General features: G+C 57.9%; 12 protein-coding genes. 10 read left to right on the top strand and 2 right to left on the bottom strand.

What is annotated here, in order from left to right:
• The first annotated feature begins 101 nt into the window (after positions 1-101).
• From ftsE to KORM41_RS01120, 5 genes are all read left to right on the top strand, one after another.
• The gene (ftsE, locus tag KORM41_RS01140; protein WP_068143513.1) at positions 102-788 is read left to right on the top strand and encodes a cell division ATP-binding protein FtsE; all 687 of its coding nucleotides are present in this window, start codon (positions 102-104) and stop codon (positions 786-788) included.
• 2 nt (positions 789-790) lie between these two features.
• Positions 791-1,669, top strand: coding sequence for a cell division protein FtsX (locus KORM41_RS01135; protein WP_068143510.1), 879 nt, complete (start codon positions 791-793; stop codon positions 1,667-1,669).
• Positions 1,670-1,678: 9 nt separating this feature from the next.
• Positions 1,679-2,293 carry a YdcF family protein gene (locus tag KORM41_RS01130; protein ID WP_068143509.1) on the top strand — a complete coding sequence of 205 codons (615 nt, stop codon included), beginning with the start codon at positions 1,679-1,681 and terminating at the stop codon, positions 2,291-2,293.
• A 2-nt stretch (positions 2,294-2,295) separates the two neighbouring features.
• On the top strand, positions 2,296-3,246 hold the full coding sequence (locus KORM41_RS01125) for a DUF2125 domain-containing protein (protein ID WP_068143507.1): 951 nt from the start codon (positions 2,296-2,298) through the stop codon (positions 3,244-3,246).
• Positions 3,247-3,384: 138 nt separating this feature from the next.
• Positions 3,385-4,251 carry an SDR family oxidoreductase gene (locus tag KORM41_RS01120; RefSeq protein WP_068143506.1) on the top strand — a complete coding sequence of 289 codons (867 nt, stop codon included), beginning with the start codon at positions 3,385-3,387 and terminating at the stop codon, positions 4,249-4,251.
• Between the two features lie 40 nt (positions 4,252-4,291).
• On the opposite strand, the gene KORM41_RS01115 is transcribed toward KORM41_RS01120, so the two are convergent.
• Both KORM41_RS01115 and hisC read right to left on the bottom strand, forming a co-directional pair.
• Entirely contained in the window at positions 4,292-5,215 is a 924-nt protein-coding gene (locus KORM41_RS01115; RefSeq protein ID WP_068143503.1) for a prephenate/arogenate dehydrogenase family protein, read from the bottom strand.
• On the bottom strand, positions 5,212-6,318 hold the full coding sequence (gene hisC / locus KORM41_RS01110) for a histidinol-phosphate transaminase (RefSeq protein ID WP_068143501.1): 1,107 nt from the start codon (positions 6,316-6,318) through the stop codon (positions 5,212-5,214). Before hisC ends, KORM41_RS01115 begins: the two co-directional genes overlap by 4 nt.
• 214 nt (positions 6,319-6,532) lie before the next feature.
• Here hisC and metX point away from each other — a divergent pair, with 214 nt between their 5' ends.
• From metX to KORM41_RS01085, 5 genes are all read left to right on the top strand, one after another.
• Positions 6,533-7,693: a homoserine O-acetyltransferase MetX gene (gene metX / locus KORM41_RS01105; protein ID WP_068143499.1), complete on the top strand. Its 1,161-nt coding sequence runs from the start codon at positions 6,533-6,535 to the stop codon at positions 7,691-7,693.
• Positions 7,686-8,285, top strand: a complete 600-nt coding sequence (gene metW / locus KORM41_RS01100) for a methionine biosynthesis protein MetW (RefSeq protein ID WP_082719648.1) — start codon at positions 7,686-7,688, stop codon at positions 8,283-8,285. The genes metX and metW overlap by 8 nt, the downstream gene beginning before the upstream one ends.
• 80 nt (positions 8,286-8,365) lie before the next feature.
• Positions 8,366-9,259: a helix-turn-helix transcriptional regulator gene (locus KORM41_RS01095; RefSeq protein ID WP_082719647.1), complete on the top strand. Its 894-nt coding sequence runs from the start codon at positions 8,366-8,368 to the stop codon at positions 9,257-9,259.
• Positions 9,260-9,395: 136 nt separating this feature from the next.
• The gene (locus tag KORM41_RS01090; protein WP_068143494.1) at positions 9,396-10,583 is read left to right on the top strand and encodes a flagellin; all 1,188 of its coding nucleotides are present in this window, start codon (positions 9,396-9,398) and stop codon (positions 10,581-10,583) included.
• 248 nt (positions 10,584-10,831) lie between these two features.
• Complete coding sequence (locus KORM41_RS01085) at positions 10,832-11,653, top strand: flagellin (RefSeq protein ID WP_068143492.1); 822 nt, start codon at positions 10,832-10,834, stop codon at positions 11,651-11,653.
• Positions 11,654-11,715 lie beyond the last annotated feature (62 nt).

Raw genomic sequence — 11,715 nt, 5'->3', positions numbered from 1 at the left:
ATGGTTAACACGGGGCAACATTATCAGCCAGCTGTGCACCATGCCACTGGACGCAAAAGCCCCTATATGCAATTCTGCGCGCAACTTGGCGGGAGCACCAGATGATAACCTTCGAAAATGTCGGCATGCGGTACGGAATGGGCGCTGAAGTCCTTCGGGATGTCAGCTTTTCACTCGATCGCGGGTCCTTTCATTTTCTGGTTGGCCCTTCGGGTGCCGGCAAGACAACACTTTTGAAGCTGCTGTATCTGGCGCATCGGCCATCTCGCGGGCTGATCAATTTTTTCGGCCGTGATTTGATGACGCTTGAGCGTGACGCGCTGCCTCGCATGCGCCGCCGTATCGGCGTGGTGTTCCAGGATTTCCGGCTGTTCGAGCATATGAGCGCGTTTGAAAATGTCGCCCTGCCGCTTCGCATCCAAGGGGCCAAAAAGGCCCAGGTCGCCGACCATGTGGAAGAACTTCTGTGCTGGGTTGGGCTGGAGGACCGCATGCATGCGCGCCCCGCGACCCTTTCGGGCGGGGAAAAGCAGCGGGTCGCGATTGCCCGCGCCATCATCAATAAGCCTGACCTTCTGGTGGCGGACGAACCCACAGGTAACGTGGACCCCGAGATGTCGCGCCGCCTGATGCATCTTTTTGTCGCCCTCAACAAGGAAGGCACCACCACCGTGGTGGCAACCCACGATGAAGGACTGGTGAAATCTATCGGTGCACCGATCCTGAAACTCGACAAAGGCGATCTGGAGCACGTCCCGGGCGGCACACCAATCGATCCGGGAGCATGAGCATGTGGGGCCGGACACTTCAATTTCTGCCTAAGCAGCACCAGCGGGAAGGCCTGCTGCCGTGGGTGATCGGCGTGATGCTGTTTTTGTGCACGCTGGCGCTCGCAAGCGGCCTTGCCCTTGGCAAGGGCATCGAGCAATGGAGCGCGGGCCTGAGCAGTAACCTGACTGTTCAGATTGTGGTTGAGGATGAAGCTGAGCGCGCCAGGCAAACCGAAGACGCGCTCACGCTTCTCAGGGCCACGCCGGGCATCACATCAGCCTATGTGCTGGCGGAAGCAGATGTGCTGGAGCTTCTGTCCCCGTGGCTTGGGGATGTGCCGTTTGATGCGGGCCTGCCGCTGCCTACCCTGATCGATGTGTCACTTTCATCACCTGATGCGGTTCATATCGGGGGCCTCAAGGAACGGCTGGCCACAGCCGCACCGGGCGCGCAGCTTGACGACCACCAGGAATGGATGAGCCAGGTGCTAAACCTTGCATCGGCCGTGCAGTTGGTGCTGGCGGGCATCGTGGTCATGGTTGTGCTGTCCACCGTGGCGATCGTTATTTTTGGCTGTCGCGCGGGCCTTGCCACCCACCGGGAAAGCATTGAGATCATGCACCTGATGGGCGCCGAAGATGCCATGATTTCCAAGGCCTTTGACGAGCGTTATATGGCGCACGGCCTTAAGGGCGGCCTTGTGGGTGTGCTGCTGGCGGCGGGCACACTGTATCTGATCAACTATCTGGCGGGTGAAATGGGCCAGGGGCTAATCACAGCCACCCTGCCCGACAATGCCAACCTTAGTTGGCTTGCCTTGCTGCCACTGTTTTCTGCACTCATCACCATGGTCACAGCCCGCATTACCGTGCGGCGGGCGCTGGCGCAAATGATGTAGCGGCACACCATGGCAAGAAACAGAAAATCAGTCGCGCGCCTCCTGATCAAGGCACCTGTCTATCTGGTTGCCGCCTGGCTTCTCGGGTTCGGCTTTTTCGTCCTGACACTGCCAAAAGCGATACCCGACGGCATGACCCCGAAAAGCGACGGCATTATTGTGCTGACAGGCGGGGCCGGACGGCTGGAAGCTGGTCTTAAGCTGCTGGAAGCCAAGGTAGCTGACCGCATGTTGATTTCAGGCGTTAATCCGGTGGTAGAACCCCATGAGCTGAGCGCGTTGACCGGCGCGGAAGAGGCGCTTTTCACCTGCTGTGTGGACCTCGACCGGGCCGCGCCCAACACCGCGGGCAACGCCACCGAAAGCAACCTGTGGACACAAACCCACGGCTACCAGACACTGGTGCTTGTCACTGCAGATTATCACATGCCCAGAAGCCTGATCCTGTTCAGGCGTGCCATGCCGAACGCCACCATTTTCGCCTACCCGGTCAAAGGCGAATGGCCGATGCTGTATCTTGCAAATGAATATAACAAATATGTATTTACGCTGATCGGAGAAGCCTTCAAACCCGCGCCGGGTGATGCGGGCAAGCAAGCCAAATCAGCGACAGGGACCCTTTGACCATGACCAAGATTCGCACCTTTGCCGGGCTGTTGATTGTCGCCGCCATTATCTATTCTGGCCTTTGGTACACCAGCAGCTTCCAGGCCCGAAAAGACACCGAAGCCATGCTCGGCGGCTGGCGTGACAAAGGATTGAAGGTGGAGCACGGCAAGGTGAAGCTGTCCGGCTTTCCCTACCGCATCGTGATCACGGTGGATGGGCTGCAGGTTCAGACCCGCGGGCCTGGGCTGGATTTTGGCGCCGAAAGCGTGACGCTGGTGAGCCACCTCTGGACGCCCGGCCACTGGGTGGCCGAAGCCACCAATGTGCGCGTTCAGGCCGCGGGTGAAGCCCTTGCCTTCACCGACGGCAGCATGCGCGGCAGCTACCGCATCCACGACGACGGCAAGGCGGTGATCGCAATTGATTCCGGCAATATGGCAGACTTCAGCCTGATGAAAGCCCCAGGACTGGAGGGGCCAAAACGCCTCAAGGGATGGCAGTTGTTCCTGCGGTCCGACACAGCGCATCATGAACCTGAAAACGGCCTCTATGAAGACCGCTTTCTGGATTTCAAGCTGACCGTTGACACCGGTGCCACGCAGATTGAAACGTCCGGCGGTATCATGGGGCCCATCGTCAAAGGCTGGACTGCCCGCGACCTTGGCGCCTGGCGCGACGCAGGTGGCCTTCTGGAGCTGGACGCCATCAAGCTGGATGCAGGCGGCGGGCGCCTTGGCGGCAACGCCAGCCTGACACTCGATGAAGACTTCCGCCCGCTGGGCAGTGCCACCTTCAGGGTCTTGGGCCGCGATGCCATCGCCGCCACCCTCAAAGACATGGGGCTTGAGAATGCTGCGAGCGCCATCGCCCGCGCCGGTGAAGACGACCTGTCTGTCATGCTGCAAATGGGCAGCCTGACACTGGAGGGTGAGCCTGTCATGCCTTTGAAGCCGCTTCTCGAGGACTAAGCCCCCTAAGCCCCCATCTAAGCCATCAGGCCCCAAAAATAATTCTGCCTTTTCCGCTGCCCATAGCGCCAAACGCGCTATTATCAGGGCAAGGAAGGATGCGGGCCAATCGGTTTCGCGGGGAAAAGGAGGAATTTCATGAGCCTGAAGGGAAAAACCATTTTCATGAGCGGCGGCAGCCGCGGTATCGGGCTGGCGATCGCGCTTAGGGCAGCGAAGGACGGCGCCAATGTGGCCATCGGCGCCAAAACGGCAGAGCCGCACCCGAAGCTTGAAGGCACCATCTACACGGCGGCTGAGGCGATCGAGAAAGCGGGCGGCAAGGCGCTGCCGCTTCTGTGTGACATCCGCTTCGAAGAACAGGTGGATGAGGCGGTCGCCAAAACGGTCGAGGCCTTCGGCGGCATCGACATCTGCGTCAACAACGCGTCTGCCATTTCGCTCACGAACACACAGATGACAGACATGAAGCGCTATGACCTGATGAACAACATCAACACGCGCGGCACGTTCCTTGTGTCCAAGAAGTGCATCCCGCACCTTTTGAAGTCTGATAACCCGCACATCCTGACGCTGTCGCCACCGCTGGATATGAACCCGCGCTGGTTCGCGCCCCACGTGGCCTATTCCATCGCCAAATACGGTATGAGCCTGTGCACATTAGGCATGGCCGCTGAGTTCAAGGCGGCAGGCATTGCTGTGAACAGCCTGTGGCCCTTCACCGCGATCGACACGGCGGCGATCCGGAATGTGATCGGCGACGGTGAGATGGCCAGGCAGAGCCGCACGCCCGAGATCATGGCGGATGCGGCCTTTGCTATCCTGACGCGCCATTCGAAAGAGTGTTCAGGCAACTTCTTCATTGATGAAGAAGTGTTGCGCGCAGAGGGCATGACCGACTTCACCAAGTACGCGCCGCACGCCAAAGGACCACTGGTGCCCGATTTCTTCGTGCCCGACGAGGTGGTCGAGCGCCTGCCTACCGAAGTGATGAAGGTCTGGTAACCAACACAAAAAAGGCCGGGTCTCCCCGGCCTTAATCTTTTTATTCCTCGTGGTGACGACCGAAATCGGCGGCTTCCTCGTCCTGGCCGGCGTCAATGATGCGGCGGCGGATGTCACGGGTGCGGGTAAACAGGTCAAAGAGCGCGTCGCCGTCACCCCACCTGATCGCCCGCTGAAGCGCCGTAAGGTCTTCACTGAAGCGGCCCAGCATCTCAAGCACCGCATCCTTGTTATTCAGGAACACATCGCGCCACATGGTGGGATCACTGGCGGCGATACGGGTGAAATCCCGAAAGCCGCCCGCAGAATATTTGATCACTTCCGAGCGTGTCACTTCTTCAAGGTCGCTGGCCGTACCCACAATATTGTAGGCAATCAGGTGCGGTACGTGGCTGGTGATCGCCAGCACCAGGTCATGGTGCTGGGCGGTCATGATCTCAACCTTACTGCCCATGGCTTCCCATAGCTTGGTGAGTTTCTCAAGCGCACCTTCGTCAACGCCTTGAGGCGGCGTGATGATGCACCAGCGGCCGTCAAAAAGGCTGGCGAACCCCGCCGATGGGCCTGATTGCTCGGTCCCCGCCACAGGGTGGCCGGGGATAAGATGCACATTCCCAGGCAGCAGCGGTTCAAGTGCCTTGAACACGCCTTCCTTGACCGACCCCACGTCCGTGACAATGGCGCCAGCCTTGAGCACAGGTGCGATCGTAACGCCCACGGACGCCATTGCCCCAACGGGAACAGCAATGACCACCAGATCGGCATCCTGCGCGGCCTCGCGCGCGTTCACTGTGAACTCGTGCGCGAAGCCCAGTTTTTCGGCCTCACTCAGGACCGCCTCATCGCGGTCAGATACCACAAGCGTACCGGCGGCCCCAGCGCGCATGACGGCGCGGGCCACGGATGATCCGATCAGCCCCGCACCAATAATGGCGATACGGTCAAAGTGAACTTTATCCGTCATGCCTGCGCCTCATCTGGTGAGCCGTTCATGAAGCCGCGGATGAGCGATATGATCCCCCGGTTCTGGGTTTCCGTGCCGACAGAAATCCTGAGGTGATTGGGCAACACACCAAATTTGCGCACGATATAGCCATGCTTCATCAGGTAGTCGTTGCACTCAGCCGCCGTGAAGGGGCTTTCATCCGGGAAGCCCACCAGCACGAAGTTGGTCTGGCTTTTCACCACATCGAGGCCAATGGCCGTGAGTTCCGCCGTCAACCAGTCGCGCCACTGGGCGGTGAAGGAAACGACCTCATCCAGATATGCCTGGTCCTTAACGGCCGCGAGCGCGGCGTCGTGGCCTGGGTTCGACACATTGAAAGGCATACGCCAGCGGTTGATCACATCAATCACCCCATCGGGCGCATACATCCAACCAACCCGCAGGCCCGCCAACGCGTACAGTTTTGAGAACGTGCGCGTCATCACCACATTATCGAACTTGTCCACCAGTTCTTCACCGGCTTCATAGTCGCCCGCTGTGACACACTCGGCATAGGCGGCGTCCAGCACCAGCAATACATGGTCCGGCAGGCCTTGATGCAGGCGCTCAACCTCAGACCACGGCAGGTAGGCGCCTGTGGGGTTATTGGGGTTGTCGACAATCACAAGCTTGGTCTTGTCGGTGACCGCGGCCAGCATGCCGTCCACGTCTGCGGCCCAGTCCTTATTCGGCACCGGCACCAGCGTTGCGCCGGCGGCCTGCGCCTGAATGGGGTATACTGAAAAGCCGAGCTCTGAAAAGATCACTTCGTCGCCCACACCTGCATAGGAATGGATAAGAAGCGTCAGAAGCTCGTCAGAGCCAGTGCCGCACAAAATGCGCTCTGCCTTCAGGCCATGCACCTTGGCGATGGCCTCGATCAGGTCATGGGAAGCCGGGTCTGGATAGCGCATCACGCCGCCTGCTGACGCCTTGATGACCTCCACAGCCTTGGGGCTTGGCCCCAGCGCGGATTCGTTTGCCGACATCTTCACCGGATTCTTGACGCCTTCAGCCTTCGCCTTGCCAGGCACATAGGCCTCCAGGTCCATAATCCAGTCATGTGCTTTGGGCGCACCCATGAAAAACCTCCAAAAAGCCGGAAAATACCCGGAAAACCCTTAAGAAATACAAGAAAAAGGGATAAAGCGCCGCCCCCCTAAAGGCAAAGGAAACTTTCCTAATCTCACGGGTAAGTTTTAGGGCGATTGACATAAGGGCCTGCGCCCGCTTTTCTGTGCATCCACAAGGCCCGGGCAAAACCAGCCCTTGGCTCAAAGGATTTGGACAGGTTTCGTGACACCAACCGCTGGCAAAACCGCAACGCTTTTCACCGACAAGCCGCTTGAGCTTGACGGCGGAGCTGTGCTGTCGCCTGTGACAGTGGGGTACGAGACCTATGGCACGCTGAACGACGCGGGCACCAACGCCGTGCTGATCTGTCACGCGCTGACCGGTGACCAGTATGTGGCCTCGACCCACCCGATCACCGGCAAGCCAGGCTGGTGGGAACGGCTCGTGGGCCCCGGTAAGCTGATCGATACCGACCGGTATTTCGTTGTGTGCTCCAATGTGCTCGGGAGCTGCCTTGGCACCACCGGCCCCTGGCAGGACAATCCGGAAACCGGCAAGCCCTGGGGCACCAGCTTCCCGGTGATCACAGTGCGCGATATGGTGCGTGTGCAGGCCGGGCTTGTGGCGCACTTAGGCATCGACAAGCTGATGATGATCATTGGTGGGTCCATGGGCGGGATGCAGGTTCAGGAATGGCTGACCACCTACCCGGAAAAGCTGCACAGCGCCGTAATGCTGGCAACCGCCCCGCGCCACACAGCCCAGAACATTGCCTTCCATGAAGTGGGGCGGCAGGCCATCATGGCCGACCCGGACTGGCGCGATGGGCGCTATTATGACCATGACGTCAAACCCGCCAAGGGCCTGTCTGTCGCACGCATGACGGCGCATATCACCTATCTGTCGGAAGACGCGCTAACAGCCAAATTCGGCCGCAACCTGCAGAACCGCGAGGAAGTCACCTTCGGGTTTGAGGCGGATTTCCAGGTAGAAAGCTACCTGAGGCACCAGGGCTCCAGCTTTGTCGACCGGTTCGATGCCAACAGCTATCTCTATATCACCCGTGCGATGGACTATCTGGATATTGCCGCGCGCCACGGTGGACGGCTGGCGGATGCCTTTAAGGCCGCGGCCCATGTGCGCTGCTGCGTGATCAGCTTCACCTCAGACTGGCTCTATCCAACGGTTGAGAACAAGTCGATTGTGCATGCGCTCAACGCAGCGGGCGTACCGGTAAGCTTCGCCGAAATCGAAAGCCCCTTTGGCCACGACGCCTTCCTCCTGGACGTGCCGGAGATGGACCATATGCTGACGGGCTTCGTGAAGGCCGCGGCGAAAACCAACGGGCTGACGGTCAGCGAACAGGAGGCGGATGATGCATAACCTCAGACCCGACCTGAAGTTGATCGCCGAACTCATCGAGCCCGGCAGTCGCGTTCTGGACGTAGGCTGCGGCGACGGCGAGCTACTGGATTATCTTGTGCACAAACAGGGTGTCGACGGCCGCGGGATTGAGATCAGCCAGGCTGGCGTGAATGAATGCGTCGCCAAGGGGCTGTTCGTGATTCAGGGCGACGCCGACAACGACCTGAAGGAATATCCGGACCAGAGCTTTGATTATGTGGTGCTGTCCAAAACCCTGCAGGCTGTGTATCGGCCCCAGCTAGTGCTTCGGGAACTGCTGCGCATCGGCAAGCGCGCCGTTGTCACCATCCCTAATTTCGGTCAGTGGAAAGTGCGCATGAGCCTGGTTGGACGGGGCCGCATGCCGGTGACCAAGGCGCTCGACAAAACATGGTATAACACGGACAACATCCACTTCTGTACCATTCTCGACCTATTTGACCTGATCGAGGAAGAAGGCATCCGCGTTCGGGAATTTGTCCCCCACAAGGCGGACGGCACGCCGCTGAAGTATGGCCGCACCCGTGCCAACTGGGCTGCCGACCAGGCACTGTTCCTGCTGGAAAAGTAAACCCACCGCTCTAGTCTCTCCTAAACTGGCACTGCCTTTGCTTTGCTTTTTCGGAGATATCGGCACCAGGTGGAGAAATCTTGACCCAACTCGATCAGGAAATCATGCAGACCGAGCATTCAGCTTCTAACTCCATGCAGAAAAAGGACTTTTCTGCATATGCTAGCTTGCACCAAGTCCACTGCTTCCAGAACTTTGCTGCCGTGACGCTGAATGTTAATGGGCAAGATTTTCATGTCCGTCAGGCACAGCCCCTGGTATCAAGCGGTCGTGGCTTGATATTGACCACCTTGCGGCGCGGTGAAACAACCATCCTGAGCGCCGGCCAGAAAGAAATACTGAAACCAGCCGACTTCGCTATTATTCCGCTGGGTGCGGACGTGACCTTCAGAGGTGCGGATTGCGAGCTCGACTGTCTGGTTATCGACGAGCAACTAAAGCCCCTCCTGCCCACTGGCCTTAGTGACGAGGCACCCATTATTCTTTCTGCGCTCTTGCCCGCAACTAGCCTTCTCTATCAACAGTTCATCTGTTTCCGCACCTACACGAACCTTATGCAGGGGGAAGACGTTGAGGAACTGCTGCCGCCCCTGTTGATGATGCTGAATACTATTTTCAAGCGCCATGCAGGCAATGAGGGCTCAACCGGCGACAGCCAACTGGACAAGGTTTGTATCTTCATCAACAAAAATTTGCTGGACCCAGACCTGGACCCAGATATGGTCGCGAAACACTTGGGCCTGTCCCGCGCACGCCTGTACCGCTTGGCCGAGCCACTGGGTGGCATTGGGAAATATATCCGCACCAAACGCCTGCAACTGGCCCATGAAAAATTGCGGCATGGAGGTAACGAGGCCGGCTCCATCTCCAATCTGGCTTTTGATCTGGGCTTCGGCACAGAAACCGCATTCCGACGTGCCTTTAAGGAAGCCTTCGGCATGACGCCATCGGAATTGCGAAATCTAAAAAGATAAAATCTGAGACAAATTGACTCTAGTTTGAGACGCAAAGGCGGGACTCACACCCACTGTTCACGTTATTGATGTCGATAGTGCACAAAAGGTGCGCGCCGCTCAGAACGGGCGAAAACATTTAATGTGGGCATAGAAGATGTCTTTCAGTGTGAACACAAATGCGGGCGCTTTTGCCGCCCTTCAAAATCTGGGTGCCAGCACCAAGCTGCTGGAAATGACCCAGTCGCGTGTAAACACGGGGCTCAAAGTCGCCAGTGCCCGAGACTCCGCAGCCATTTATTCCATCGCCCAAAACATGCGCGGCAATGTGTCCGGGCTGAATGCTGTCCAAAGCTCGCTCGACCGGGCTATGTCCGAAACCGATATCGCCCTCGCTGCCGCAGAATCCGTTTCCGATCTCCTGATCGAAATGCGGGAACTTGCCGTGGCCGGTTCCGACGCAGGTCTGGACGCCGATAGCCGCACTGCCATGAGCCAGAAATATACTGAGCTCAGGGACCAGATCGAATCCATCGTGAGCAATGCGACCTTCAACGGGCGCAATGTGGTTGACGGTACCAATTCCATCACCGCCATCACGGACGACAGCGGATCAAGCACGATCAGTTCTGCTGCCAGCGACCTGACACTGGGCACCTTGGGCCTCACCGACTCCAACTTGGTTGGCTCCACTGTATCTGTTACCGGCACGCCTGTGGCGCTGGCGGGTGTAACCATTAGTGCCGGCACTGATGCCGAATTCCGGGCAGCGCTTGTCAATCTGCAGAACGACAATGGCGGCAATTTGAACGGCGAAACGATCGATCCCTCCACCGGCGTCACCACAGATGCCAACTACACATTCCCGGTCAGCAACGACTTCCAGCAGGGCGTTGCAGCAGCACTCGGCATCAGCGCGTCCGAGATTAACGGCACCACGGTCGATGGCTTTGCCTTCGCCCCCAATGTTGACGCCGGCAGTAACCTCTATCTGGTTCGAAACGGAGCGTCCTCATACCTTGTAAACGGCAACCCTGCAGCAGGCGAAGACCCGTCATCACCGGCTGCATCGCAAACAGCCGTAACCTCCATTGATGCAGCCATTGAAGCCGTCAACCAGACGCTCTCGAACCTTGGCGCCACGTCACAGAGGCTTGATATCCAGAAACAATTCACCAGCCAGCTGTCAGACGGCCTTGAAGTGGGCATCGGCAACCTGGTGGACGCGGACATGGCGCGCGAGAGCGCAAACCTGACCGCCTACCAGACCAGGCAGCAACTGGGCCTTCAGGCGCTTTCGATCGCCAACCAAGCGCCATCGAGCGTCCTGTCGCTGTTCAGGTAAAAATCGAATTCGATAAGAATACTATCTGAGAGTACTCGACCGTTGTCCCTTAATCAGGCAACGGTCGTTTTTTTGAAGTTCCGGCAGTCAAACCGTTGGCCAACCAAGGAAAACTGCAGCCAATAGATAAAATTTTAACTAACAGAGTCGACTCGAGGCACACCTTAAGGTAGGATAAAAGCTGGCTCAAAAGGAGTCAGGGTTTCGATGGGCCCATGAATACAGAACCGTATTGCAGGACATAGAATATGTCATTCTCAGTTAACACCAACGCTGGTGCGTTCGCGGCATTGCAAAATTTGAATGCCACCCAAGGCGCTTTGGACCAGACCCAATCCCGCATCAATACCGGCCTTAAAGTCGCGTCCGCCAAGGATAATGCGGCGATATATTCTATTGCTCAGTCCATGAGAGGCGATCTTGCTGAACTGCGTGCTGTCCAGGACAGCTTGAATCGCGGCGGTCAGATACTTGATGTCGCGATGGCGGCTGGCGAATCAATCTCGGATCTCTTGATTGAAATGAAGGAAAAAGCGGTTGCGGCACGGGACACATCTCTGGATGCAACATCACGATCCGCGCTTGCAGAAGAGTTTCTGGAACTCAGGAACCAGATCAACGCCATTGCGTTGAATGCGGAATTTGACGGCGTTAACCTCGTTATGCAAACCAGCACAGATACCACGGTTCTTTCCGGCAAGAATGGCGCAACAATTACCATGGCGGCTCATCCAATCGAGGCCATCGTCCTGCAGTTTGGCCAACCAGACGCCAACCTTGACAGTGCCTCAAACGCTGCAGCGAGTGTGGGCTATCTGGAGGATGGCATAGATCTGGTCAACCAAGCACTGTCGGACTTTGGCGCCACGGCTAAAAGGATCGACAGACTCATTGAATTCAACAGCAAGCTCAGCGACGGGATCGAGACTGGGATCGGCAACCTGGTGGACGCGGACATGGCCAAGGAAAGCGCGAACTTGCAGGCCTTCCAGACCAAACAGCAGCTCGGCCTTCAGGCGCTCGGCATTGCCAACCAGGCACCACAGGCTGTGCTGTCCCTGTTCAGGTAAAACGGAATTCAGAAAAAATACTATCTGAGAGCACTCGGCCACTGACCCCATGCGGGCGGTGG

This window comes from Kordiimonas lipolytica (assembly GCF_001550065.1).
The sequence above is the reverse complement of the archived record's forward strand: the minus strand, read 5'-3'. Positions and strand labels throughout refer to the sequence as shown.

Coding starts and splice junctions, on each gene's coding strand:
- ftsE (WP_068143513.1), top strand. CDS start 102: ATGATAACCTTCGAAAATGTCGGCATGCGGTACGGAATGGGCGCTGAA.
- KORM41_RS01135 (WP_068143510.1), top strand. CDS start 791: ATGTGGGGCCGGACACTTCAATTTCTGCCTAAGCAGCACCAGCGGGAA.
- KORM41_RS01130 (WP_068143509.1), top strand. CDS start 1,679: ATGGCAAGAAACAGAAAATCAGTCGCGCGCCTCCTGATCAAGGCACCT.
- KORM41_RS01125 (WP_068143507.1), top strand. CDS start 2,296: ATGACCAAGATTCGCACCTTTGCCGGGCTGTTGATTGTCGCCGCCATT.
- KORM41_RS01120 (WP_068143506.1), top strand. CDS start 3,385: ATGAGCCTGAAGGGAAAAACCATTTTCATGAGCGGCGGCAGCCGCGGT.
- KORM41_RS01115 (WP_068143503.1), bottom strand. CDS start 5,215: ATGACGGATAAAGTTCACTTTGACCGTATCGCCATTATTGGTGCGGGG.
- hisC (WP_068143501.1), bottom strand. CDS start 6,318: ATGGGTGCGCCCAAAGCACATGACTGGATTATGGACCTGGAGGCCTAT.
- metW (WP_082719648.1), top strand. CDS start 7,686: ATGCATAACCTCAGACCCGACCTGAAGTTGATCGCCGAACTCATCGAG.
- KORM41_RS01090 (WP_068143494.1), top strand. CDS start 9,396: ATGTCTTTCAGTGTGAACACAAATGCGGGCGCTTTTGCCGCCCTTCAA.
- KORM41_RS01085 (WP_068143492.1), top strand. CDS start 10,832: ATGTCATTCTCAGTTAACACCAACGCTGGTGCGTTCGCGGCATTGCAA.